Genomic DNA, 25396 nt, shown 5'->3' with positions numbered 1-25396 from the left:
CATTAGCCCTTATTTATAACAGATACAGATTGTTGAGGAGTCAATATGAGCAACCCTTTGCTTAGCGGCGCAAAATTACCGCTTTTTTCACAGATTAAACCGGAACATATTCAAGTCGCCGTTGAGCATGCCATTGCTCAGTGCCGCACTAAGATTGATGAAGTGCTGCAGAACCAAGGTCCTTTTACGTGGGACAACTTGGTCGCGCCATTAGAACAGGTTGACGATGAGCTAAGCCAAATTTGGTCGCCCGTTTCTCATATGAATTCAGTGACTAGCACAGATGAGTGGCGTGCCGCCCATGATGCTTGTTTACCTCTTTTATCGGAATACGGTACTTACGTTGGCCAACACCAAGGTTTGTATCAAGCCTATAAAGCGCTGCGAGCATCCAATGAATTTGCACAATTGAGCCAAGCGCAGCAGATGGTGATAGAGCACAGCCTGCGCGACTTTGAACTATCGGGTATTGGTTTAGATGACGCGCAAAAAGTGCGTTATGGCGAGATTGTAAAACGTCTTTCTGAACTCACCAGTGGTTTTTCGAATCAATTACTGGATGCGACGCAAGCTTGGACTAAGTTGATCACTGATGAAGCTGAGCTTGCTGGTTTGCCTGAGTCTGCCAAAGCCGCCGCTAAAGCGATGGCGCAGTCGCGTGAGCTAGAAGGTTGGTTATTTACCTTAGATTTTCCATCTTATCTACCCGTCATGACCTACAGCGAAAACCGCAGTCTTAGGGAAGAATGCTACCGTGCGTTTGTCACTCGCGCTTCAGATCAAGGTCCCAATGCCGGAGAGTTTGATAACAGCCCGCTGATGGACGAAATTCTTGCTTTGCGCCACGAACTCGCATTGTTACTCGGTTTTGACAGTTTTGCTGACAAATCCCTAGCGACGAAAATGGCTGAAACGCCGGCGCAGGTGATGGCATTTTTAAATGAATTAGCGCTGCGCTCAAAGGATCAAGCTAAGGCAGAACTGGCTGAGCTGAGAGCGTTTGCTGAGGCCGAATATGGCGTGACTGAAATGGCCTCTTGGGACTTAAGTTTCTATGCTGAGAAGTTGCAGCAGCATAAGTATGAGATTTCACAGGAAATCCTGCGTCCGTATTTCCCCGAAGATAAAGTGCTCTCGGGGTTGTTCTACACAGTATCGCGTTTGTTCGGCCTTAAAATCCTTGAGCAAAAGGATTTTGACCGATGGCATAAAGACGTGCGTTTCTTCGATATTTTCGACGAAACTGACGAACACAGAGGTAGTTTCTACCTCGATTTATATGCCCGCACAGGTAAACGTGGTGGTGCTTGGATGGATGACTGCCGTGTGCGCCGTCAAACCGCCAATGGATTACAAAAGCCAGTGGCTTATTTGACCTGTAACTTTAATGGTCCGGTCGATGGCAAACCTGCGCTGTTTACCCATGATGAAGTGACAACCCTGTTCCACGAATTTGGCCATGGTATCCACCACATGCTGACCAAAATCGATGTTGCAGGCGTGTCGGGTATCAATGGTGTGCCTTGGGATGCGGTCGAGTTACCAAGTCAATTTATGGAAAACTGGTGTTGGCAGGAAGAAGCATTAGCCGAAATTTCTGGCCACTTCGAAACGGGCGAGCCATTACCTAAAGCCTTGTTAGATAAAATGCTGGCGGCGAAAAACTTCCAGTCTGGCATGATGATGCTGCGCCAACTCGAGTTCTCGTTGTTCGATTTTAGAATGCACCACGAATACGACCCAGCTAAAGGCGCGTGCATTCAAGAAACCTTAGACGAAGTGCGTCGTCAGGTGGCCGTATTAACACCGCCGGATTTTAACCGTTTCCAACATGGATTTGCCCATATTTTTGCGGGTGGTTATGCCGCAGGTTATTACAGCTATAAATGGGCTGAAGTGCTGTCGGCGGATGCGTTTTCCCGCTTCGAAGAGGAAGGTATTTTTAACCCTGAAACGGGTCGTCGCTTCCTGCACAATATCCTCGAAATGGGTGGCTCAGCCGAACCGATGGACTTGTTCAAACAGTTTATGGGACGCGAGCCGAATATCGATGCTCTGTTAAGACATTCAGGCATTGCTGCATAAGCAATTGTGAGTTTTGATAAATCAGCCATTTTAATGGGATGATTATCTGAGGGTATTTAGCTTAATCGAACGATAAAAAGACGCCTTAGGGCGTCTTTTTTGTGAGCTATATCTCGCTTGCCCTGTGGTATGACCTCTGTTAGCCTGTGGCTCTTATTTCAAGGGCGGTGCGTTATGAATCTGTATTTTCGTTTGTTTTGGTTGTTATTCTGGCGCACGCGCCATTGTCGTAAGATCGATTTTCTAGGGACAAGCCGTATCACTTATCGTGCTTTACCGAGCGATTGCGATATCAATTTCCATCTCACTAATTCTCGCTATCCTGCGTTTATGGATCTGGCGCGGACTTATATGTTGGCTGAGATGGGTCTGCTGAAACGTTTCTTAAAGTTGAAGTGGATGCCAATAGTCAACGCCGCCGAATTTACCTATATTCGCGATATTAAGCCGCTGAAAACTTTTGAGATTGAAACCAAAGTCGTCGGTTGGGATGAAAAATATTTCTATATTGAACAACGCTTTGTGAGCGAACGTGGCCTACATTGTATCGTCCATGTACGCGGTGTGTTTGTGTGCAAAGGTAAGCAAGTGCCGCTAGATGTACTCGTGAAAGAAGCGGGTTATACCGATCCTGCACCTGAGTTGCCGCCCGAAGTCGTGAAGTGGAAAGCGTTTTTGCAGTTGAAGAAAGAACGCAATATGTGATTGTGTTGAGGCATGACTTACTCGTTAAGGTATGCCTCTTATTCCTGCCGTTTCCTCCATCTCAGCCAGTAACACCTCTTCTTGTACTAACATCCAAGCGCCACGCAGTTGTGCCTGTTGCCAATAGCGCACGATTTCATCTAAATCCAACAGGTTTAGATGTTGGAAGCTATAGCTTAAGCAAGGGATGAGTGCACAGTCGGCTAAGGTAAAACTGTCGCCACAGACCCAATGATGTTGTGTGAGTTGCGCGTCTAAGCGTTGAAACTGTGTCAGTAGTTGCTTCTCTAATTGTTTGATTTCGAATTCATTACTGTCTTCTATATGCTTTAACTTTTCTAATTGAAATAATGGGTTGTTAATATCATTGTCTATGATGCGATCGAACAAACGTACCTGTAAGTTGCGTTGTGGTTCTTGTGGCAGCAGCTGGGTACTGTTTTCAAAATGCCTATCTAAGTACTCGATAATAATGCTGGATTCGGGTATCAGCTGTTCATTTTGGGCTTTAAGCAGGGGGATTCGCGCTTGCGGATAACGTTGGTGAAATTCCTTGCGAGACAAAGGGTCGCGTAGATCTATGATTCTGGGGTAGAAGTTGGCCTGCTTTTCATAAAGTGCGATGAGCACTTTCTGTGAATAGCGTGATAACGGGTGATAAAAAAGCTCCATAGGCACTCACTCCAAACCCAGTCTTTTACGGACTTTACGTTTTAACTTTAGTCGTAATTGAAGCGCCTGCTGTAAGAGTTTTCTTAAAAAATGCTGGAATAAACACAATTTTTATTGGCAAAGCCAAGTGATCTATCAAGGATAAAAATCGGTATTATGAGCCCATATAGAAAGTGTCGGGATTTAATCATTTTAAAGGTAATAATATGAGCCAGTTAGAGCGTTTTTCATCTATTTATGCCAGAGCCAGTGAGCGCAAAGGCGGACCTGCTGGACTCGAAGCCTTGTTGTCTGGTTGCCTGTCTGATGATGAAATTCGCCAATATCGGGATGCTGAATTATTGTCGGCGATGAGCCGTCAGGTGTTTCAAAGTGGTTTTGTATGGCGGGTGGTTGTTAACAAATGGCCCGAGTATGAGAAGTCATTCTTTGGGTTCGAACCGCATAAAGTATTAATGTTATCGCCTGAGCAAATTCAAGCGCGGGCAAGTGATGCGACCTTGATTCGCCATCTTAAAAAGACTCAAGCCATTTATGATAATGCTCTGATGATCCACGATGTTGCTCGCGAACATGGCAGTTTGGCGCAACTGATCGCCGCTTGGCCGACGCAGGATATTATTGGTTTGTGGGCGTTGTTGAAGAAACGCGGTACTCGATTGGGCGGCAATACGGGTCCTTATTTTCTGCGCGGCATTGGCAAAGATACCTTTTTGTTAACCGATGATGTACAAGGCTATTTTAAAGCACATAAGTTAGTCGATGCGGGCTTTTCATCACAAACGGCGCTTAAGCAAGTGCAAGCCGTATTTAATCAGTGGCAACAGGAGTCGGGTCGTTGTTTGGCTGATATCAGCCGTATTTTGGCTTGCAGCGTGGGCGATAATCGAATTTAGTCCTGTTAAGTTGTGATTGAAGATGAACAAATTAGTTTTAATAGACAAATATTGCTTTGCTAGCAATATTTGTCATTACAGAAGCATTATTTGTGGGAGTCTGAGTTTCATTTAATGGGGTATTAATCTGAATTTCGGGTTTGCTCCGTTTTGGGGTAACCACTAAAATAGCCCGCTAGCTATTATTTGTGACTGTTTAATTGTGTGGCGTTGACTCATAACGCTGGCGCTGCCTTTTAGCCGTGCACAAATAGTAGATGTAATAAACTGCACAGCAATCCGCTATCGGATGTATTCATGTTTTTACGCACAAGCAGTCTGAAGCCAGCTCTTTGCTTACTCTCTTTCGGTATTGTCAGTCTTGATAGGGTCGTTTTTAACGACTTGATGCTGAGAGTGGCCTGAGTAAAAACAAGCGCGCTGCGTTTTCGTCTCTATGTACAAATTATTGCAACAAGTGACGGTTAAGCTAACGTCATTGAGCTGTGGGCCTTGGCCTGCCGCAAGTCTAGAATATGAACAGATTTGCAACATATTCAATATGGAGTAGGCTTATTGGGTGTTTTACGGCATATCCCCCTAACAATGCCACTCAAAGTTAACCGATTTTTTAAATCGAATAACAATTCGATGAATATAGTAATGCTGAATGAGTGAAAATTTTCATTAGTTTACAATTTAGTTTCGTTATCTTCCTTGTTGATTCATATAGGCTATGAGATAAATAACGGATTTGATTTTAGTTATAATTACGGCTCGTGTCAGCGCAATAAGTGTACTGGTATGTGGGCAGTTAATATTTGAAGGAGTTCTCATGCGGCAGACAATTAAACTTGCCTCAGTTATAAGCGTGGCGTTATGGATGGCAGCTTGCAGCCCTCAAGAAGAGAGCGCTCAGGCGGGTGCTGGTCCACGTAGTATGGAAGTGGGAATCCTTAATGTTGTTGCCCAGCCACAAGTGATTCAGGTGGAATTACCAGGACGCAGTAAAGCTTTCCTCGAGGCTGAAGTTCGTCCACAGGTTAACGGTATTATCACTAAGCGTAGTTTTGTTGAAGGTGGCAATGTGAAACAGGGTGAATCCTTGTATCAGATTGACTCTTCTACTTATAAAGCTGCTTTAGTGAGTGCCAATGCTGATTTAGCCAGAGCGAATGCGGGCTTAGCCTCAGCAAAAGCTAAGGCGGCACGTTATCAGCAATTGGTAAAAACCAACGCCATCAGTAAGCAAGAGTTCGATGAAGCTGAAGCGGCATATAAAGAAGCATTGGCAAATGTAACCGTGGCTGAAGCTGCGATTAACACCGCTAAAATCAACCTGCAATATACTGAAGTATTAGCACCTATCTCTGGTCGTATCGGTAAATCGAGTGTGACTGCGGGTGCGTTAGTCACTGCCAACCAGAGCCAAACGCTGGCGACGATTCAACAACTTGATCCTATCAATGTGGATATTGCGCAATCGAGTGCTCAGTTGTTACGTCTTAAAGCTAAGTTGCAGCAAGGTAAACTACAAGCTTCAGAAAATGCAGACGTGAAATTATTGCTTGAAGATGGTACTCAATATAGTCATCCGGGTAAGTTGCAGTTCGCTGAAGTGAGCGTGGATCCAAACACTGGCTCAGTTATTCTGCGCGCAGAATTCCCTAACCCTGAAGGTATCTTGTTACCTGGCATGTATGTTCGCGCTATGTTAAATGCGGGCACTGATCCACAGGCTATCTTGGTTCCACAAAAAGCGATTACGCGTAACTCTAAGGGTGAAGCTGTGGCTATGGTGGTGAATGACCAAGGTTTAGTCGAAGCGAAAACAGTGACGACCGCAGAAGTGATTAACAACCAATGGCGAGTCACTTCTGGTTTAACTGTGGGCGACAAGTTGATTGTGGAAGGATTACAGAAAGTTCGTCCCGGCGCTCCAGTAACCACCAAAGTTATTTCTGAAACGCAAGCACAATAGGGCATAGCTATGGCACGTTTTTTTATTGATCGCCCCATCTTTGCGTGGGTGATCTCCTTGATTATTATGCTGGCGGGGATCCTTTCGATCCGCTCGCTGCCAGTGTCCCAATATCCTAACATTGCACCACCGACCGTGGTGATCAGTGCTAACTATCCTGGCGCTTCCGCTAAGATTGTTGAAGATTCTGTGACTCAGGTGATTGAGCAACGTATGACGGGTATCGATCACCTCCGTTATATCGCCTCAGCCAGTGACAGTTTTGGTAATGCTGAGATCACTTTAACCTTTAACGCTGAAGCCGATCCGGATATTGCACAGGTTCAAGTGCAGAACAAGTTACAGGGCGCTATGACCCTGTTACCGCAAGAGGTGCAGGCGCAAGGGGTTAACGTTAACAAGTCGAGTTCAGGCTTCTTAATGGTATTAGGCTTCGTATCGACCGATGGTTCGTTAGATAAAGGCGATATCGCCGACTATGTTGGTGCGAACATTCAAGATCCTATGAGTCGCGTACCGGGCGTAGGTGAAATTCAGCTGTTTGGTGCCCAATATGCGATGCGTATATGGCTAGATCCGTTGAAATTGACTCAATACAACTTGACCAGTTTAGACGTTATCGCTGCGATTCGTTCTCAAAACGCTCAAGTTTCAGCTGGACAGTTAGGTGGCGCGCCCTCTGTGGCTGGCCAAGAGTTGAACGCAACGGTATCGGCTCAAAGCCGCTTACAAACGGCGGAAGAGTTCCGCAAAATTATCCTTAAATCGGATATTTCAGGCGCAAACGTCTTCCTAAGCGATGTGGCACGGGTTGAATTAGGTTCTGAAAGTTATGCTGTGGTGTCACTATATAATGGTCAACCTGCGACAGGGTTAGCGATTAAGCTGGCAACGGGTGCTAACGCGCTTGATACTGCTGAAGCTGTTCGTGAAAAAATTGCTGAGATGAAACCTTTCTTCCCGCAAGGGCTAGAAGTTGTTTACCCTTACGATACAACGCCTTTCGTTGAAAAATCGATAGAAGGTGTAGTACATACCCTGCTTGAAGCTATTGTACTAGTGTTCATCATCATGTACCTCTTCTTGCAAAATTTCCGCGCAACTTTGATCCCAACTATTGCGGTACCTGTAGTATTGCTGGGAACCTTTGCGATTCTGTCGTTAGCGGGTTTCTCGATTAACACTTTAACCATGTTTGCTATGGTGCTCGCCATTGGTTTGCTGGTGGACGATGCGATTGTGGTGGTGGAAAACGTCGAGCGGGTAATGGCCGAGGAGGGCTTAAGTCCACTGGAAGCGACGCGTAAGTCGATGGATCAAATTACCGGTGCTTTAGTCGGTATCGGTCTGACCCTCTCCGCAGTGTTTGTCCCTATGGCATTTATGTCAGGTTCAACGGGGGTTATTTATCGTCAGTTCTCTATCACTATCGTATCTGCGATGGCGTTGTCTGTTCTAGTTGCTTTGATTTTAACTCCTGCACTTTGTGCGACTATGCTCAAACCGATTAAGAAGGGCCATGCTCATATCGAAACTGGCTTCTTTGGTTGGTTTAACCGTAGTTTCGATAAACTGACTAATCGTTATGAGTCGAGCGTTGCTGGGATCATCAAGCGCGGCTTTAGAGTGATGGCGATTTACGTTGTGCTGGTTATTGCAGTGGGTTGGATCTTTATCCGTATGCCTACGGCGTTCTTACCAGATGAAGACCAAGGTATTTTGTTCACGCAAGCCATTTTGCCGACTAACTCGACTCAAGAAAGCACCTTAAAAGTATTGGAGAAAGTGTCTGATCACTTTATGGCTGAGGAGGGCGTGAGGTCGGTGTTTAGCGTGGCGGGCTTCAGTTTTGCGGGTCAAGGGCAAAACATGGGTATCGCCTTCGTTGGTTTGAAGGATTGGTCTGAGCGTGAAGCGCCTGGTATGGATGTGAAGTCTATTGCTGGTCGCGCTATGGGTGTGTTCGGTCAGATGAAAGATGCCTTAGTATTCGCCTTCGTACCGCCTGCGGTAATCGAGTTGGGGACGGCGAACGGTTTCGACATGTACCTGCAGGATAAGAACGGCCAAGGCCACGAGAAGTTAGTGGCGGCACGTAATCAACTGCTTGGTATGGCGGCACAGAATCCAAATCTGATGGGTGTGCGTCCAAACGGTCAAGAAGATGCGCCAATTTATCAATTACATGTAGATCACGCTAAGTTGAGCGCGTTAGGCATTGAAATCACTAATGTGAACAATGTGCTTGCAACGGCTTGGGGTGGTTCTTATGTGAATGACTTTATTGACCGCGGCCGCGTGAAGAAAGTATATGTGCAAGGTGATGCCCAGTATCGTATGCAACCGGGAGATTTAGATTCTTGGTACGTGCGCAATAACAAGGGTGACATGGTGCCATTCTCTGCGTTTGCCACTGGTGCATGGGAATACGGTTCTCCACGTTTAGAACGCTTTAACGGCTTACCATCGATGAACATTCAGGGTGCCACGGCTCCTGGTTTCAGTACCGGTGCAGCTATGACAATTATGGAAGACTTAGCCAAGCAGCTTCCTCCTGGTTTTGGTGTCGCGTGGAACGGTCTATCTTATGAAGAACGTCTATCGGGTAACCAAGCGCCAGCGCTGTATGCTCTGTCGATCTTAGTGGTCTTCTTAGTATTGGCTGCACTCTATGAAAGCTGGTCGGTACCCTTTGCTGTTGTGCTCGTGGTTCCGCTCGGGATCATCGGTGCCTTGATTGCAATGAATGGTCGCGGCTTGCCAAACGACGTGTTCTTCCAAGTGGGGCTGTTAACCACAGTAGGGTTAGCGACTAAGAACGCCATCTTGATTGTGGAATTCGCCAAAGAGTTCTATGAGAAAGGTTCAGGCTTAGTCGAGGCGACCTTACATGCGGTGCGTGTGCGTCTTCGCCCCATCTTAATGACGTCTCTAGCCTTTGGCCTGGGTGTTGTGCCGTTAGCTATCAGTACCGGTGTAGGCTCTGGTAGTCAAAACGCCATTGGTACAGGTGTACTCGGCGGTATGATGAGCTCGACTTTCCTAGGGATCTTCTTCGTACCATTATTCTTCGTGATAGTGGAGCGTCTCTTCAGTAAGCGCGAGAAGAAAGGTAAAGAACAGAAGCCAAACTCAGCTGAATAAGCTCGATCGTTTCTAAACTAAAGCCCTGCAATTGCAGGGCTTTTTGTTATTTTAATGCTGTTAGTTATAAAGATGGATAGGCACTGTGCGCGAGTTCTGGCATATTGCGCTGAGGCAGTTAAGAGGACGAAACATGGATGATGCTGCGTTGGAATTGCAAAAACTAGATGCACTCATTGCTAAGGGTAAGATGTACGTCATTTTGGTCTTTGGCGTATTTTTCTGGGGTATGCTGACGTCCCTCGTGGTCGCCTTAATACATTATTTTATCTCGGGCGATCCATTCTGGGCGGAACTGCAAAGAGCGCTCTATATTTATCCCATTGGCGGTATTTTATTTGGTTGGTTTGTGTGGGTGCAGATTAATCGTAAGCGAGATAAACTTCGCGCCCAATAGTATCAATAGTTCTGGTTAAGCTGAGTGTAGGAGTGACATGGTGTTTTCGTGGGGTAATCTTGCCACTAAGCAACTTATCGTGGGAATGGTATGCCATGGCATAGCGCTGGCATTTTTGGCCTATGGCGTTTATGCATTTTACTTGCAGGAGCTTGTACTACCAGAGTTAACTCGCTGTGTCGGTGCTGCAGTGTTATTTGTGGGCATGGGGCTAGCCCCTCAATTATTTTTTATGTCAGTGAGCCAGATAGTATCGCAAGCTGAGGACACGACATTAAAATCTACCCTACAGACCTATGTGTTTAATCTAGGTATTTTTTTGATGATCTGCAGTCTGTTAATGGAATGGCTATACGACTAAAGCTATCGAATAAAGAAAGGGCGTCGACTTTATCATCGACGCCCTTTTTATTGCGGTTAAGGCGTGTAGTAAGTCGCGGCTCCTGGCCCAACGGGCAGACCAAAGCCAAATACCCACAGGAAGAAGAACGCTGTCCAACACGAAAAACACGAGCGAGTACGGCAGCATAGTGGCGATCAGCGTACCTATCCCTAGGTTTTTCTGGTAACGACAGGCAACCGCTAAGATCAAACCAAAGTAGCTCATCATAGGTGTGATTAAGTTAGTCACCGAATCCCCAATACGGTACGCCGCTTGAATCGTTTCGGGCGCATAACCAACCAGCATCAGCATAGGCACAAAAATAGGAGCGGTAATTGCCCACTGGGCCGAGGCGCTGCCAAGCATCAAGTTGATAATGCCGCAGAGCATAATAAAGAATAAAAATACGATCGGGCCCGTCAAGCCAATGGATTGCAGTGCATCGGCACCTAACACCGCCAATACTGCACCTAAATTACTCCAGTTGAAGAAGGCGACAAACTGTGCGGCGAAAAAGACGAGGACGATATACATGCCCATAGTGCTCATGCTGTGGGACATGGCATTGATAACATCTTTATCATTTTTGATGCTGCCCACGACTTTGCCGTAAATAAAGCCCGGTATGGCAAAACAGATAAAGATAAAGGCGACTATGCCCTTGAGGAATGGCGAACCTGAGATGAGACCGGTTTCAGGATGGCGCAGCGGTGCGCCTTCTGGTACGACTGAAATCGCTAAAATAACCGCGAGCACTAACATAGATAACCCAGCCCATTTTAAGCCGCGTTTCTCAATAGCACTGATGCTCTCCATCGATTGCAGTACGGTTTCGTCTGCATCATCATCTTGGTATTGACCTAACTTAGGTTCGACGATTTTCTCTGTGACAAAGGCGCCAAGGAAAGTGATCACAAAGGTGGAGACAAACATGAAGTACCAGTTTACTTCTGGGCCGACATTGTATTGAGGATCTATCATGCGCGCCGCAGCTTCGGTAATGCCCGATAGCAAGGGATCGACAGTACCAAGCAATAAGTTAGCGCTATAACCTCCTGAAACCCCGGCAAAAGCGGCAGCTAAACCTGCAAGTGGATGGCGGCCAAGGGAGTGGAAAATCATCGCCGCCATAGGGATAAGTACCACATAGCCAAGCTCGGCAGCGGTGTTGGACATTATGCCGGCAAATACTATGGTCACAGTGACTAATCGTTTAGAGGCGCCCATGACTAAAGCACGCATAGCCGCAGATAATAAGCCAGAGCGTTCGGCAATCCCGACACCGAGTAGCGCCACGAGCACGGTGCCGAGCGGTGTAAAGCCGGTAAAGTTGGTCACCAGATGCGAGACTATCATCCGCAAACCTTCGGCGTTCATCAGGCTCACCACATGGATTAAACCGTCGGCACTGCGGCCGTGTGAGCCAATAGGTCTAGGATCAACCACGGTTAACCCAAAGTAGCCCGCAATACCTGAAATAATGACTATTGCAACACAGAACAGTGCGAATAAGGTGATTGGATGGGGCAGCAGGTTGCCTAAGCGTTCAACAATATTGAGAAAACGTACAAACCAACCACTAGAGCTGATATCGCCCGGTTGTGGATTGGGTTCAGAAGCTTTTTTTGGGGGAATATCGCCGGAATTAAAACTCATCGTCCTTCCTTTATGTCGACCTTTACGCAGCGCAATATTTGGACCCTATAACAGACTCGAGACATTGCCGACGGCCGATTGTGGATGACGTGGCTGAGGGGATAACTCTAGGTGCAAGACTCGGAGTGAAAGCTAAGGTAAAAGTTAAAAAATTAGCGGCAAAGTATGATTGTTAAGTTTTAATTGAAACTTAAATGTTGCTATTGACTGCGTTGAGGCGAGGAGGGCTAAAATTAGGATAAAAAAATGGACTCTCGAGGAGTCCAGTATTCACGAGCAAAATTGGATGCTCTAATGTTGTGCCATATAACTATAGACGTTGTTTGCTGTATCGGAGCTGAATATCGATAAATTTATAGGTTAAATGCTGTTTTTTATGCAGATGATCACTTTTCATCGCTGAATATGGCCAGTTTCGTTGATGATTGCTCGTTAGATAACATCGCCAGCTCTGACCAGCGAGTAATTTCATTGTCTTAATCAGCCTGCAGGTGAAATTTTCACTCATTTATGGTTAGCTGTATCCTATTAACAAGAATAAGAAACCTAAGGATGGAAGATGGAAAAATTGTTATTGGGATTAACGCTGATTTTTATCGTGACCTATCTTTGGTACGTCAGCCTAGTCAAAAAGCGCAATACAGCGCTTGAAGCCTTGTCGGGTATCGATGTACAGCTGATCAAGCGTGCCGACCTTGTGCCTAATATTCTAAAAATTGCTAAACGATTTATGGAGCATGAAAAGTCACTGCTCACTGAAATCACCGAATTACGCACTCAGCTCAGCAATAATTACAACAAGGCCGATCCGAGTGCCGTTAAAGAGCATTTAGTTCAGGCCGAGCGGTTGAACGACAAAATGAGTACCTTGATGGTGAATGTGGAGAACTATCCTGAGCTCAAGTCCGACAACACTATGTTGCAGGCGATGCAGACCTATAACGAGGTCGAAGCACATATCTCAGCTGCGAGGCGTTTTTACAACTCGGCAGTTTCCGAGCTTAATACTGCGGTAGAAATCTTCCCCGGCTCGATTATCGCTTCTATGGCGAGTATTAAAGTGATGCCATTCTATGAGGTAAGCGAAGCGGCAAAAGCGCCCGTAGATGCGGCCGAATACTTGTAAGCTTAGCAGTGCAGGGTGAGTTATTACCCTGCAATACTATGACATCAATATGAATATCATCACTTTTATTTTAGGTAGCCCGATTCGGACTTATCGGGGGCCTGTTGGTTTGTCTGCGGATTTGGACGAACTACCTCAACTCGAAGCCTATTACGAAGAATATATCGCGCCCATCAGTCGCAAATATGAAACTAAGCGTGTGGCTTGCCTTAAGGCGGCGCGTAAACGTTTGTATTTGAGTTTGATGATAGTGCTTGGGCTGAGCTTGCTCACCGTTATTGGCTACTACAGCGGTGGCGCTTATTTCCCGTCTTTGCCATTGCTTGCCTTAGTCGGATTATGCTGGTGGAGCTTTGCTCCGACTCGTGAGTTTAAGCATTTGGTTCAAAATGATATTTATCCGCTGATGTTTAAATATTTCGGCGATGATTTTATTTATAGCCGCGAAATGCGCCTCGACATGAATCGACTCGTTGCGGCTAAAGTATTACCGCGATACGACAAAGTCAGCTTCGGTGACTATATACAAGGCTGCTATAAGGGCGTTGAGTTGGCGGTTAATGAGCTTACCCTGACCAAGAATGTGCAAGTCGAAGAGCTGGATGTCGGTACGAATAGCCGCAGAACTGTGACCCGCACGGAAACCCAGTTTCGTGGCTTAGTGGTTGAGCTGAGTAGCCATAAAGCGTTTATGGGTCATACTGTGGTGCTGAGGGATCGCGGTGGTTTAGCCAATTTCCTGTCCGACAGCCATGCAGGACTGGTACGAGTCAAACTTGAAGATCCGCAATTTGAAAAAGAGTTCGACGTGTTTTCAACGGATCAAATCGAGTCACGCTATTTGCTCAATACGGCATTTATGGAGCGCTTACAGGAGCTTGCCAAACATTTCGATGGCAATATTCAATGTGCATTTTTCCGCAATAAATTGACTTTGTTCCTGCCGAATCGCAGAACGCATTTTCAAATGCAGTCCATTTTTCATGGCGCAACCTTTTCAGTAGAATTTAGTCAGATAAACCGAGAAATGAAGCAACTCTTTGCTATTATTGAAGTACTTAAACTTAATCAGTACACGGGACTTTGATGTTGCTTACTCGCTTAGCGCTTGCTCGTACACTGACTTTTGCAGCCTTTTCATTGCCCTGCAGATTTGAGGTGTTAGGCCTGTGCTTATTATTGATTTCGAGTTTGATGATAAATGCAAATGCTGAGGAGGCGCGCGAAAAAGCTAAGCCGCGTATTGTGGCGCGGTACTCACAGAGCGGCATAGTGAGTAGTGAAGGTCTAGAAAAACTCAAGGTTTATCAATACCAACAAGCTAATGGTGTCACCGTATTTACCGACAAAGCCCCCGCAAATAACCAGTATCAAATTTTGTTATATGACTGTTTTGCCTGTCGTCCCGATTCGACCATAGACTGGAATGGTATTCGGCTATTTACCGCTAATTATGATGCCCTGATCTCCCATGCAGCCCATAAGCATCAACTTGATCCCGCCTTAATCCGCGCTGTGATCCACGCGGAATCAGCCTTTAATGCGCGTGCACTTTCGCGAACTGGCGCCATGGGATTAATGCAATTGATGCCAGAAACAGCAAAAGAAATGGGTGTGGCAAATGCATTTTTACCCGAAGAGAATATCTTAGGTGGCAGTAAGTATTTGGCACAAATGCTAAAACAGTTCAATGGTGATATCGCATTGGCCTGCGCGGCTTACAATGCGGGGCCGACGACCGTGGTTCAGTACAATGGCATTCCGCCTTATCCTGAAACCCAAGCCTATGTTGAGCGTGTGAAAATTTTATTGAAGCGTTACCGCGAGCAGAAGGACGTTTAGTTACCGCATTGATAAGCTGAAATGAAGTGGCGAAAATCCGGAGATCATCGCCGCCATTTGAGTCGAAGGTTACTCGCCGACTTCCCATTTTACAGTAATGTTACCGTCCACTTGTCCAAGTGTTTTACCCAAGTAATCCATTAATTCAGTTGCGATTTCGTCTAACTGCCAAGGTGGATTGATGATCCATAATCCTGCCGCAGTCATGCCAAATTCATCTGAATCGGGCTTAATGGCTTGTTCAATTCTCAGCTGACGTTTAATGCCACTGTTGGCGAGGCGCGATAACATACCTTCGGTCTGAGCGCGATTTACGACTGGATACCACAGGATAAACACACCCGTCGCAAAACGTTTGTGTGCTTTTATCAGGGTTTCGGCCACATCTTGGTAGTCGGTTTTCATCTCGTAGCTAGGATCGACTAGCACCAGAGCACGACGCTCTAATGGTGGTACTGCGGCGATAAGGCCTTTTAGGCCATCACCTTTGATCACTTTAACTTGTCTGTCTTCGCAGAAATAATCATCCAATAACACGTAATCAGTGCTGTGCAGCTCGTGCAAGACCATGCGATCTTTAGGCCCTAGCTCCATGTCGATAATGGCGGGTGAACCTGGGTAGAAGTTGAGTTCGTCTGGATTTTCTTCATTAAAATGGCGCACGGCGGCGACATAGTCCTGCAGCGATTGTGGTAAGTCAGTTTTATCCCAAAGCTTAGCTACACCTTCGAGGTATTCACCTGTTTTCTGTGCAAATTCATCGCTTAAAGCATAACCACCCGCACCTGCGTGGGTATCGATATACACGAGTGGTTTGTCTTTTTTGTGCATCAGCTGCAAGGTTTGTAGCAAGATGGCGTGTTTCAACACATCGGCATAATTGCCAGCGTGATAACCATGGCGGTAACTTAACATGGGGTAATCCTAGTAATTTGCAAACATAGCAAAGAGAGGCAAATGCCAGTCGGCAATTATACCTGCGATGGTTCTAGGCGTAAATTTAATGCCTCAGTTGGCGCTCTTTTTATTGGCAAACCAATGTGTGGGGGTTTGCATTTGAAAGGTTTTCAGCCAGAGATTCGCAGGTGCGGGTTTACCGAATAAATAACCTTGAAATTGTTCGCATCCTAGCGCAGTGAGTTGCAATAACTGGGCTTCGGTTTCGATACCTTCGGCAATGACGTTGAGTTTTAAGCTCTTGGCTAACAGGATGGCGGCGTTAACAATTTGGGTATGGCGTTCACTAATGCCCATTTGACTGACAAAGTAACGGTCGATTTTAATCGTGTCGGCACTGATATCAATGAGCTGGCTTAATGATGCATGGCCAGTGCCAAAATCGTCAATAGCGATAGAAACCCCCATGCGAGCTAAGGTGTTTAGGCGTCGGCCTGTTTCTTTATGGGTTGAAAATACAGAGGTTTCAGTAATTTCAATTTCCAACAATGGGATGAGTTCAGGATGATTCATATAGGTTTGGATCAACACTTTAAAGAAGCGATCCGACAGAATATCTTGCCCAGATAAATTAAAGGCAATCCTAACCAGAGGCACATTTTTAGGCCAAGAACGGATCAGTTGTAGTAATTGCCTGAAAACTTTTATCGCAAAAATCGCCTGCAATTGAGATGACTCTATGATGGGGATAAAAGTGTTCGGCATGATCATAGTGCCGTCTTCGTCAAACATTCTGGCTAGCGCTTCAAAGCTAGTAATGTGGCCATTGGCCATCACTTTAGGTTGCAGCCACATTTCAAGGCGGTTGTGTTTCAGCGCGTCACGGATTCTGGCTTTTTGCGATGAAGCTTCGAGCAGATTGTTAATCAAACCAATGTAATACACTATCACTGGGCTAGCTTGGGTGGTTTGTTTTATGGCAATTAAACATTGCTCCGCGGCTTGCTGCGGTGAGGCTTTATTACCAGAGCTGCAACCGACTCTGCACTCGAGATGATATTCAGTCTGTTGTTCTTGCTTAAGTTGTAGGTTTGTTGGAATACGCTCGCGTAATTGTAGCGCTAGGTTTTCAGGGGAGATAAGCGGCAGGCTAGTAAACTCGAGTGCAAACGATGCTCCTCTAAATCGGTATATTTTTGCGATATGACCAAAGCGATTTTTGAGTTCAATAGCAAAGGCTTTTAGGATGGCATCTCCGACGTTGATACCGAAAGCAGCATTAATTTGGCTAAGATTATCAATTTTGATTAAGGCTACGGTCATTTCCTGATGGATCAAGCTTGGCGCTGGGTTATACCAGTGATTTTCGTTGGGTAATCCCGTCACTAAATCATAGAAATGCGTGCTGATGTGGTGTTTTTTAAGTCGACTCAGCTCAATCGCATGGTTCGCCTGTTCTGTGACATCGTGGCAGTGAAATAACAAAGTATCATGGTGCTGTAATGAGGCTTTTTGCAGCAGATATTTAGTGCTGTTATTGTTCTTTAAATGGGTCGGAAACGAGGCCGCCAGTAAATTCGTGCTGGTATCTTCGGTAAGTTCAAAAATGTCACATAGGCGAGTGCGGTTTAGTGTGACTTCTCCAGCGATTTCCCTCGCGGCATTATTCAGGTTGAGAATGACTCCATCCTCATTGCAGAAGAAAGAGGCTGTACCATTATTTTCAAAGATTTCAGCATATTGGTCTAATGTATGTTGCAGTGCATTTTGATGCTGGATCATTTGCTGCGCATGGATTTTCTGGGTTTTTAGCAGACGCATCGCCGACAACGGGATACAGATATTAAAAAACATAAACAGCAAACCGTTTAGATAAGCGTGGGTCGCAGGTAGGCTGATATCAATATCGATAATGGGAGGCAGGTTTTGGTTACGCAGTAGCAGTAAAAAAGGCAATACGTTGAAACACATCATAATAAAAGCGACTTTTCTGCCAAACAGGAAAAGCGCCATCAAGGGCAAGGTATATAAGAAAGTAATACCTACCTGCGATAAGTTGAAGTCAGGGATAAACAACAGCATAGATAAACAGGCTGCAATAACCATCGCCAGCAGGCTGATAGAGCTGACGAGTAAATATTTGCGCGTAAACCATAAAGACAGGAATAGTACGGTTAAAAAACTGACCGTAATGCTGATAATGAAAGTGAGGTTTAACTCATACGCAATTAAAGAGCTATGCAGCACTATGCTAGTGGTCAAGATGGCGCCACTAAGCAGAATAATCCGCAATAAGCTGGTTTTTAATATCGTTTTGTCAGGATTTAAAAAATCTTGCTCCCTGATAAACAAAAAACCTTTTAGCCATTGAAGCAAAAAAAGTCCTTATCCCGTACGGAAGTCACGCAGGTTGGCTGGGGACGTAACATATAACATAAATCACTAAACTGTTATACAAATAGATTGCTGCCTTTATAAATCAGTACATTACAGTGTGATGCTTGTTTGAATTATTAAGGGCGTACTGAGACAAATTGGCTAAGACAGTGATGAGCTTAGCGATGTGTTTTGCTTACTAGCATATTCATAAACGAGATTTTTAGGCATAATGGCCATCATTTTCGTTGGTTAGAAGACAGCCTGTGACCCCGATTTTTTTCAATCAGCAATACCCAACACTTGTGGATATTTGTGCACGTTGGCAACTCGTCTACGATGCGAATGCGACCTTCGAATTACGTTTTGAATCAGATACGTTATCACTGCATAAACGCGATGAGCCTAAGCTCGATGGCATAGTGGTGGACTTTGTGACTGGTGCCGTCGCCCATAGACGTAAGTTTGGTGGTGGTCGCGGCCAATCTATCGCTAAAGCGGTGGGATTAAAGCAAGGGGTAACACCGAGTGTGGTTGATGGCACTGCGGGTTTAGGGCGCGATGCGTTTGTGCTCGCAAGCCTTGGTTGCACTGTAACTATGGTTGAACGTCATCCTGTGGTTGCGGCATTGCTTGAAGACGGCCTGCGCCGCGCCTATCAAGATGCTGAAATTGGCGATTGGATGCGTGAGCGGATGCGCCTGTTTCATGGATCTAGCCTAGAAGCACTATCGAAATTGGCACAAGAGGTGGATGTGGTTTACCTCGATCCTATGTACCCCCACCGTGATAAATCGGCCCTTGTTAAAAAAGAAATGCGTGTATTCCAATCCTTAGTCGGTGCCGATTTAGATGCCGATGGCTTACTCGCCCCCGCTTTAGCCTTAGCAACTAAACGTGTCGTTGTTAAGCGCCCAGACTATGCCGAAGATTTGGACGGGGTTAAGCCTAATACGGTTATTGAAACCAAGAAAAACCGTTTCGATGTCTATGTAAAAGCCGCGATGAAATAGGGTTAAGTAAGACACTCATTAAATATGATGACCATTGTCGCTGAACCCATACATTGACATAATGTACCAATAGTATGACAAATTTAACTCATTCAATGACATAAAAATGGCTTTTGTAATCATGTTACAAAAGCTATTTTCTTTAATATTAGTATGTTGAACAATTAATAACCCATAGATTGACAAAAAACTGCATGCCAGTAAACTAAATGTACACTATTCGTTCGAATTATACTTATGTATATAAGAAGCTTACGTAAACCATCACCGAACAAAAACGTATTTAAATTCGCTAGCGCAAAAGTTAGCGAAACGATAATGTGTGAAAGTACACTGGAGTTTGATGCGTGCTTTCATCATGAATACAATGATTGTATAGAGGAGTTTGGTAGTCAGCCTGAAGGGTTTTATTACGATTTTGAGGGCAAAAGATTGCCCTATACACCTGATACGATAGTTCACTTTATTGATGGGACGGCAAAGTTCCACGAATACAAACCTTATAGTAAAACATTCGATCCAATCTTTAGGGCTAAATTTCTAGCAAAGAAGGCGGCTGCTCAGTCTTTGGGAGCAGATCTTATCTTGATAACAGAACGACAAATCCGCGTAAATCCTATTCTAAATAACCTTAAAATTTTGCATCGATATTCGGGAGTTTACGGCTTGAGCGACATTCAAGTTGAACTGCTCAATCTTATAAAAAAAGCGGGGAAAATTAATGTTAACGATGTAGCTGTAAAGCAATCATTAGCATTAGGGGAAACCCGTTCACACTTGTATTCCCTTATGCATAAAGGATTGCTTAAGGCGAACTTAAGCCAAGATGATCTTAGTTGCAATCCTGCAGTATGGTGTATTGAATGATGGACTTCGAGGATGAGTTCAGTGAGTTTGAATTAGTCAAGAAGCCCGACACCCCCATTCAATATGTAAAGTTAGAGGATACAGTATTAGTCAAAAGAGACTTAGATACCTTTCCTGACTTTTTAAAAAACAAAGCGCTCGATAAATACCAGCTCATTGCCTTCATCGAAAAAACAATCACTGGTGGATGGACTCAAAAAAATCTAGACCCAATTCTTGATGCTCTTTTTATTACCACCACGGACAAGCGGCCTAACTGGCGAACGTTAGTCCGTTGGCGTAAAAGCTACATTGAAAGTGATGGTGACCTTGCAGCATTAGTCGTTAAGCGACACAAAATGGGTAATAGAACGAGTCGAGTTAAGGGGGATGAAGCATTTTTTGAGCAAGCCCTAACTCGTTTTTTAGATGCTAAAAGGCCTAAAGTATCTACAGCATATCAGTACTATAAAGATGCCATCACAATTGAAAATGAGAGCATTGTTGATGGAAAAATTCCTATCATTTCTTATAAAAGCTTTAACCAAAGAATAAAGTCATTACCTCCTTATCCTGTTGCAGTGGCGCGGCACGGTAAATTTAGAGCAGATCAATGGTTTGCATATTGCTCATCCCATATTCCCCCAACGCGAATATTAGAACGGGTAGAAATTGATCACACTCCACTAGATCTAATCCTGATTGACGATGAATTATCTATCCCAATTGGCAGACCTTATTTAACTTTAGTTGTTGATGTTTTCAGCGGTTGCGTTTTGGGATTTCACTTAAGTTATCGAGCTCCTTCATATGTTTCAGCCGCAAAAGCAATAGTACATGCAATAAAACCCAAATCATTTAAAGGCCTTGGAATCGAGCTTAAAAATGAGTGGCCTTGCTTTGGCAAATTTGAAACCCTAGTTGTGGATAATGGAGCAGAGTTTTGGTCTAAAAGCTTAGAGCATGCATGTAAAGAGGCGGGAATTAACATTCAATATAATCCAGTTCGCAAACCTTGGTTAAAGCCATTTGTAGAACGTTTTTTCGGGATGATTAACGAGTGTTTTTTAACTGAGATACCAGGCAAAACCTTCCCCAACATCCTAGCAAAAGAAGATTTTAAACCTGAAAAAGATGCCATTATGCGTTTCTCCACATTTGTCGAAGAATTCCATCGTTGGATTGTTGATATTTATCATCAAGATTCAGACTCACGTGAAACGCGAATTCCCATAAAACAGTGGCAACGCGGCTTTGATATTTTCCCGCCACTAAAGATGAGCGCAGAGGACGAACAACGGTTTACTGTGCTGATGGGTATTTCAGATGAGCGAACATTAACCAGAAATGGTTTCAAATTTGAAGAGTTAATGTATGACTCTACTGCTTTGGCCGATTACAGAAAGCATTACCCACAAACCAAAGAAACCATCAAAAAAATCATTAAAGTCGACCCTGATGATCTATCTAGTATCCATGTTTACCTCGAGGAATTAGGCGGTTATCTTAGAGTCCCCTGTACTGATAATAGTGATTATACCCACGGTTTGAGCCTTCATGAGCATAAAGTGATTAAGAAAATTAATCGTGAGATTATTCGGGAAGGGAAGGATGATTTGGGATTAGCTAAAGCGCGTATGGCTATTCATGCTCGAGTTAAACAAGAGCAAGAAGCATTTATAGCATCCAAAACCAAAGCAAAAATTACAGCGGTTAAGAAACAGGCTCAGTTGGCTGATGTGAGTAGCACAGGCCAAAATACGATAAAAATGAAAAGTGATGATCAGAGCTTACTTTTACCTAATAAATCAGCAGCTAAACAAATCCATATTTTCGAAAACTGGGACGACGATTTAGAGGCTTTTGAATGAAGACATTAAGTCCTACTCAAATTGAACAACTGGGTAAATTTAGCGACTGTATTGTCATGCATCCTCAGTTGATAACCATTTTCAATGATTTTGATGAACTAAGGTTTAATCGAACTTTTCAATCAGATCAGCAATGTATGCTCTTAACTGGAGATACCGGAGTAGGCAAAAGCCATCTAATTAACCACTATAAAAAACAAGTATTAGCTAGCCAGAAATACGGACGTGAATCTATACCAGTTCTAGTTAGCCGTATATCTAGTGGCAAAGGATTAGATGCAACACTAACTCAGATGTTGATGGATCTTGAACTGTTTGGAAGCCATCAAAGAAAGAAGCATGGCTATGCCACAGACTTGAGGAAAAAACTGGTTGATAACTTGGTTAAAGCCAAAGTTGAGCTGCTTATCATTAATGAGTTTCAAGAATTAATCGAGTTCAAAACAGTTCAAGAGAGACAGCTGATTGCAAATGCGTTCAAGTATATAAGTGAAGAAGCCAGAGTTCCTATTGTGTTAGTCGGTATGCCTTGGGCCGAACAAATTGCAGAAGAACCACAGTGGTCATCTCGCTTAGTGAGAAGAAGAAAGCTTGAATATTTTAGTCTTCAAAAAGACAGCAAGTATTACCGCCAATATCTGATGGGTTTAGCTAAGTACATGCCGTTTGCGGAGCCTCCCAAGCTGGAAGATAAGTATGTGGCAATTCCCTTGTTTGCAGCCTGTAGAGGTGAAAATAGGATTCTAAAACACCTTCTTTTAGAATCATTGAAGAATGCGCTGCTCGCAGATGCTAACATGCTAGAAAATCAACATTTTGCTGATGCTTATACAACACTTTTCAATAGAACATCAGAGACAGTCTCAAATAATCCATTTACTCAACCAATAGAGGAGATTCTGATTTCTGAAGTTTTTGGGCATTCTAGGTATAACTCCAATGCAATGTCAGCAGAAGACATGCTGATTGCTAGAGTATTTTCTAAACCACAAACCTTGGCTCAGCTACTGAGTAAATAATTATCAAACATTCTGACGATTTGCTCTTTATATGAACCTAGCAATGCCAAATTGTAAGAGTTCTCTTCGTCAATGGCTGACTTATGTGAAGCGCTAGCATGCCCATTAGTATTGGATAATGAAAAATCTGACAGATCTACATGTAACTCATTACCTATATTCCCTTGCGTAGCCTCACTCGATGTTAATTGCGGTAACTCTAGGTCTAAATCCTGTGAGCCAGTCTGCTCGATAACCACAGATTGCTCTGGTAAATCTTGGTCAATTCTATAAGCAAACTCTGTCAGGCTTGATTCTGCTAACGTGAATAACCAAGCTTGTTGAGCCTCATTTGAATTAACCCTTAATATTCGACCTAGCACTTGTCGGTAATGCATTTCAGTTTTTATTCGGCTCAAATGACAACATACTTGCAGCCGAGGGATATCAGTACCTTCAGAAATCATCCCCACACTAACAATCCACTGGGTGTGACTTTGTCGAAATCCATCAATAATACAGGAAGGATGCTTTGAGTTAGACGTCACGATACACGCACTTTGCTTAAGGTCAGAGACAAGTATTTGGAGTAATCGTTTAGCATGCTTAATTGATGCCGCGACAACTAAACCGCCGGCATTCGGGTTACTCAGGCGTGTTTCAGCTAATTTTTTAACGCTTTGATTCAACATATAATGCATTATTTGATGATGATTTATTAACGCTTGATAACTGTATCTTGGGCCTAACAAGAGCTCAGCTATAGATGCAAATGTCTCAATCTCTTGATCAAGTTCTAGTTTGATTTTGTTGTTATCAATTAAAACGATATTAGGCTGACGACAGACGTTATCCGCAATTGCCTGTTTTAATCCATAGCTAAAATCACAGTGGATTGTATTATCTGGTTCAGTGAATCGTGAAAGCACAATAGGGGCCTTGTCTGAGCGCCAAGGTGTACCAGAAAGCGCTAACGTATATGCCGCATGATATTGAATATTTAGTAGTACCTCTTCTCCCCACGCATTGGCATTACTAAGAAGATTGCCCTTTAGATGATGAACTTCATCCATGATCACAAACACTTTATGCGTTCGTAATAGCTGCCAAAACGCCTCAGTTAAGGAGGGCATGAACTGATAAGTATAGACACTACCAATGGCCCCCATTAGCCCGTCAAATCGCTTGTTCAGACGCTTTGAAAAGGTTGAGCGAATGCTGTCATTCACCTCTGATGATGGAGAGAAGCACAGCACAAAATCAATTTTACCAGCATCGATTAGTCTTGATGCTAGTTCAGCTGCCATTATTGTTTTGCCCGCACCTGGCGTGGCTAAACACATAAAGTGACTTTGAGTTTGATATCGTGCCAATGCCGCATCAACGCATTGGCTTTGCCATTGTCTTAACTTCACAGTCATAGGCCTTTGAGGTCGTTAAGGCATGACTCTACAGCTTTAATCTTCCCCATCAAGGTTGAACTTTGATTACGAGCATTCATGTATCTCGGATAAAGCCTGGGTTTCGAATTGGGGATATCTTCAATGAGACGTTTAAACTCTTCAGCTTCCCCAATGTATCCAAGTAAATCAACTTGATATTGGTTGAGTGTAGCCTTAAGTCGCGTCAGTTCTTGTGAGTTTGAAGATGTGGTTACTATTGTTTTGATCCGCGTGTTGCTGGGTACTAGCTGTGATTTATCGAACAGTGCTGTTTTATAATAAACGTGCTTATTCCCCTGGTTTCTTTTCTCCAAAAATCCAACATTGACCAGCTTTGCACAAGCACGACGCACCAGTTGATCTATATCTTTTGGCGATACTGAAGAATTTGCCTCTATTATTAAGTTTTTTATCTGAGTAATAGTGAATTTTTCAAGCTCTACGGCAATGATAATACTAAACAAAATTTCATTTATACGGATTAATTTTATAGCCACGGTTTTTACCAATAGTTTTTAATTTCAATGCTTAACGAGCCACTCCATGACATTTGGTTACGCTTAAATCAACAGAGTCTTCATTGATAGGTAACTTGATATTACTTAGCTCAGATTAAATCTTGACAACAAGCCCTAAAAAGCTAAGGATTCCTTAGTATACCTTATGTGAAAAAACTAAGACAATCTGAGTTATCAAAGGACAAATCATGTTGAAGCTGTGGCTGATAAAATCACCAATCCATTACCTCTCAGGCTCAAACAAGCTCGCACTGCTAAGGGGATTAGTCAAAAACAGCTGGGTATCCAGCTAGGTATGGAAGTGGGCACTGCGAGTGCGCGTATGAATCAGTACGAAAAAGGCAAGCATACACCTGACTACCAGACTTTAAAGGCTATCGCTGATGAATTAGATGTGCCAGTCGCTTACTTTTTTTGTGAGTCGGAAAGCACGGCTAAATTGCTATGTTTACTTGAAAAAATGACAGAAGAAGAAAAGTCCAATTTGATAGAACAAATCACAAAGTCATAAAATATTTGTGGTGCTTTTTAGCTAGATTTGAATCGGTCCGTTTCTGAAGATAGCTCATC

20 protein-coding genes and 1 pseudogene are annotated in these 25396 nt (G+C 44.0%); 15 read left to right on the top strand and 6 right to left on the bottom strand.

Annotated features, from left to right (window positions below):
* Positions 1–45: 45 nt before the first annotated feature.
* A complete protein-coding gene (gene prlC, locus KO537_RS16945; protein ID WP_173248372.1) occupies positions 46–2085 on the top strand; it encodes an oligopeptidase A in 2040 nt (679 codons plus the stop codon).
* Between the two features lie 174 nt (positions 2086–2259).
* Complete coding sequence (locus KO537_RS16940) at positions 2260–2790, top strand: thioesterase family protein (protein ID WP_011791203.1); 531 nt, start codon at positions 2260–2262, stop codon at positions 2788–2790.
* A gap of 24 nt (positions 2791–2814) precedes the next feature.
* On the opposite strand, the gene KO537_RS16935 is transcribed toward KO537_RS16940, so the two are convergent.
* Positions 2815–3462, bottom strand: coding sequence for a glutathione S-transferase family protein (locus KO537_RS16935; RefSeq protein WP_131524442.1), 648 nt, complete (start codon positions 3460–3462; stop codon positions 2815–2817).
* Between the two features lie 206 nt (positions 3463–3668).
* Between KO537_RS16935 and KO537_RS16930 the strand changes: the two genes are divergently transcribed.
* The 5 genes from KO537_RS16930 to KO537_RS16910 all read left to right on the top strand — a co-directional run bounded on the left by KO537_RS16930 (position 3669) and on the right by KO537_RS16910 (position 10220).
* Positions 3669–4358, top strand: a complete 690-nt coding sequence (locus KO537_RS16930; RefSeq protein WP_219235075.1) for a DNA-3-methyladenine glycosylase I — start codon at positions 3669–3671, stop codon at positions 4356–4358.
* 814 nt (positions 4359–5172) lie between these two features.
* The gene (locus KO537_RS16925; protein WP_105250703.1) at positions 5173–6318 is read left to right on the top strand and encodes an efflux RND transporter periplasmic adaptor subunit; all 1146 of its coding nucleotides are present in this window, start codon (positions 5173–5175) and stop codon (positions 6316–6318) included.
* 9 nt (positions 6319–6327) lie between these two features.
* Positions 6328–9462 (top strand): efflux RND transporter permease subunit, encoded by a 3135-nt coding sequence (locus KO537_RS16920; protein WP_219235073.1) that lies wholly within the window; start codon positions 6328–6330, stop codon positions 9460–9462.
* 133 nt (positions 9463–9595) lie between these two features.
* The gene (locus KO537_RS16915) at positions 9596–9859 is read left to right on the top strand and encodes a hypothetical protein (RefSeq protein WP_168826198.1); all 264 of its coding nucleotides are present in this window, start codon (positions 9596–9598) and stop codon (positions 9857–9859) included.
* A gap of 37 nt (positions 9860–9896) precedes the next feature.
* Positions 9897–10220, top strand: coding sequence for a hypothetical protein (locus KO537_RS16910; protein WP_219235070.1), 324 nt, complete (start codon positions 9897–9899; stop codon positions 10218–10220).
* A gap of 56 nt (positions 10221–10276) precedes the next feature.
* Here the strand turns inward: KO537_RS16910 and KO537_RS16905 are convergent.
* Positions 10277–11897: pseudogene (locus KO537_RS16905) on the bottom strand (AbgT family transporter).
* 559 nt (positions 11898–12456) lie between these two features.
* On the opposite strand from KO537_RS16905, the gene KO537_RS16900 reads away from it, so the two are divergent.
* From KO537_RS16900 to KO537_RS16890, 3 genes are read left to right on the top strand one after another with little or no spacing between them, the layout of a single operon-like run.
* Positions 12457–13023 carry a LemA family protein gene (locus tag KO537_RS16900; RefSeq protein WP_219235066.1) on the top strand — a complete coding sequence of 189 codons (567 nt, stop codon included), beginning with the start codon at positions 12457–12459 and terminating at the stop codon, positions 13021–13023.
* Positions 13024–13072: 49 nt separating this feature from the next.
* Positions 13073–14110 carry a DUF3137 domain-containing protein gene (locus KO537_RS16895; protein ID WP_219235064.1) on the top strand — a complete coding sequence of 346 codons (1038 nt, stop codon included), beginning with the start codon at positions 13073–13075 and terminating at the stop codon, positions 14108–14110.
* Positions 14110–14865 carry a lytic transglycosylase domain-containing protein gene (locus KO537_RS16890; RefSeq protein ID WP_219235062.1) on the top strand — a complete coding sequence of 252 codons (756 nt, stop codon included), beginning with the start codon at positions 14110–14112 and terminating at the stop codon, positions 14863–14865. The genes KO537_RS16895 and KO537_RS16890 overlap by 1 nt, the downstream gene beginning before the upstream one ends.
* Before the next feature lie 69 nt (positions 14866–14934).
* On the opposite strand, the gene rlmJ is transcribed toward KO537_RS16890, so the two are convergent.
* Together rlmJ and KO537_RS16880 are read right to left on the bottom strand one after the other, a co-directional pair.
* Complete coding sequence (gene rlmJ / locus KO537_RS16885) at positions 14935–15780, bottom strand: 23S rRNA (adenine(2030)-N(6))-methyltransferase RlmJ (RefSeq protein WP_173497834.1); 846 nt, start codon at positions 15778–15780, stop codon at positions 14935–14937.
* Positions 15781–15873: 93 nt separating this feature from the next.
* Positions 15874–18138 (bottom strand): bifunctional diguanylate cyclase/phosphodiesterase, encoded by a 2265-nt coding sequence (locus tag KO537_RS16880; RefSeq protein WP_219235060.1) that lies wholly within the window; start codon positions 18136–18138, stop codon positions 15874–15876.
* 266 nt (positions 18139–18404) lie between these two features.
* Here KO537_RS16880 and KO537_RS16875 point away from each other — a divergent pair, with 266 nt between their 5' ends.
* From KO537_RS16875 to KO537_RS16860, 4 genes are all read left to right on the top strand, one after another.
* Positions 18405–19151 (top strand): class I SAM-dependent methyltransferase, encoded by a 747-nt coding sequence (locus KO537_RS16875; RefSeq protein WP_107949945.1) that lies wholly within the window; start codon positions 18405–18407, stop codon positions 19149–19151.
* Positions 19152–19469: 318 nt separating this feature from the next.
* A complete protein-coding gene (locus tag KO537_RS16870) occupies positions 19470–20018 on the top strand; it encodes a TnsA endonuclease N-terminal domain-containing protein (RefSeq protein WP_247651559.1) in 549 nt (182 codons plus the stop codon).
* The gene (locus KO537_RS16865; RefSeq protein WP_219235058.1) at positions 20015–21868 is read left to right on the top strand and encodes a Mu transposase C-terminal domain-containing protein; all 1854 of its coding nucleotides are present in this window, start codon (positions 20015–20017) and stop codon (positions 21866–21868) included. The genes KO537_RS16870 and KO537_RS16865 overlap by 4 nt, the downstream gene beginning before the upstream one ends.
* Positions 21865–22887, top strand: coding sequence for a TniB family NTP-binding protein (locus KO537_RS16860; protein WP_219235056.1), 1023 nt, complete (start codon positions 21865–21867; stop codon positions 22885–22887). The genes KO537_RS16865 and KO537_RS16860 overlap by 4 nt, the downstream gene beginning before the upstream one ends.
* Here the strand turns inward: KO537_RS16860 and KO537_RS16855 are convergent.
* Positions 22869–24287, bottom strand: a complete 1419-nt coding sequence (locus KO537_RS16855; protein ID WP_251071139.1) for a DEAD/DEAH box helicase family protein — start codon at positions 24285–24287, stop codon at positions 22869–22871. The two genes, KO537_RS16860 and KO537_RS16855, sit on opposite strands and share 19 nt — an antisense overlap.
* On the bottom strand, positions 24284–24805 hold the full coding sequence (locus KO537_RS16850; protein WP_219235052.1) for a hypothetical protein: 522 nt from the start codon (positions 24803–24805) through the stop codon (positions 24284–24286). The genes KO537_RS16855 and KO537_RS16850 overlap by 4 nt, the downstream gene beginning before the upstream one ends.
* A gap of 220 nt (positions 24806–25025) precedes the next feature.
* Here KO537_RS16850 and KO537_RS16845 point away from each other — a divergent pair, with 220 nt between their 5' ends.
* Positions 25026–25337: a helix-turn-helix transcriptional regulator gene (locus KO537_RS16845; protein ID WP_219235050.1), complete on the top strand. Its 312-nt coding sequence runs from the start codon at positions 25026–25028 to the stop codon at positions 25335–25337.
* Positions 25338–25396: the final 59 nt, after the last annotated feature.

Source organism: Shewanella sp. NKUCC01_JLK, assembly GCF_019345615.1.
Lineage (GTDB): Bacteria > Pseudomonadota > Gammaproteobacteria > Enterobacterales > Shewanellaceae > Shewanella > Shewanella oncorhynchi.
This window is presented reverse-complemented; position numbering and strand designations above follow the sequence as displayed.

Bases quoted from the DNA above. Each gene is read 5' to 3' on its own strand.
- KO537_RS16920 (WP_219235073.1), top strand. From the start codon at position 6,328: ATGGCACGTTTTTTTATTGATCGCCCCATCTTTGCGTGGGTGATCTCC.
- prlC (WP_173248372.1), top strand. From the start codon at position 46: ATGAGCAACCCTTTGCTTAGCGGCGCAAAATTACCGCTTTTTTCACAG.
- KO537_RS16915 (WP_168826198.1), top strand. From the start codon at position 9,596: ATGGATGATGCTGCGTTGGAATTGCAAAAACTAGATGCACTCATTGCT.
- KO537_RS16860 (WP_219235056.1), top strand. From the start codon at position 21,865: ATGAAGACATTAAGTCCTACTCAAATTGAACAACTGGGTAAATTTAGC.
- KO537_RS16865 (WP_219235058.1), top strand. From the start codon at position 20,015: ATGATGGACTTCGAGGATGAGTTCAGTGAGTTTGAATTAGTCAAGAAG.
- KO537_RS16870 (WP_247651559.1), top strand. From the start codon at position 19,470: ATGTGTGAAAGTACACTGGAGTTTGATGCGTGCTTTCATCATGAATAC.
- KO537_RS16925 (WP_105250703.1), top strand. From the start codon at position 5,173: ATGCGGCAGACAATTAAACTTGCCTCAGTTATAAGCGTGGCGTTATGG.
- KO537_RS16940 (WP_011791203.1), top strand. From the start codon at position 2,260: ATGAATCTGTATTTTCGTTTGTTTTGGTTGTTATTCTGGCGCACGCGC.
- KO537_RS16890 (WP_219235062.1), top strand. From the start codon at position 14,110: ATGTTGCTTACTCGCTTAGCGCTTGCTCGTACACTGACTTTTGCAGCC.
- KO537_RS16900 (WP_219235066.1), top strand. From the start codon at position 12,457: ATGGAAAAATTGTTATTGGGATTAACGCTGATTTTTATCGTGACCTAT.
- KO537_RS16935 (WP_131524442.1), bottom strand. From the start codon at position 3,462: ATGGAGCTTTTTTATCACCCGTTATCACGCTATTCACAGAAAGTGCTC.
- KO537_RS16895 (WP_219235064.1), top strand. From the start codon at position 13,073: ATGAATATCATCACTTTTATTTTAGGTAGCCCGATTCGGACTTATCGG.
- KO537_RS16910 (WP_219235070.1), top strand. From the start codon at position 9,897: ATGGTGTTTTCGTGGGGTAATCTTGCCACTAAGCAACTTATCGTGGGA.
- rlmJ (WP_173497834.1), bottom strand. From the start codon at position 15,780: ATGTTAAGTTACCGCCATGGTTATCACGCTGGCAATTATGCCGATGTG.
- KO537_RS16930 (WP_219235075.1), top strand. From the start codon at position 3,669: ATGAGCCAGTTAGAGCGTTTTTCATCTATTTATGCCAGAGCCAGTGAG.
- KO537_RS16855 (WP_251071139.1), bottom strand. From the start codon at position 24,287: ATGACTGTGAAGTTAAGACAATGGCAAAGCCAATGCGTTGATGCGGCA.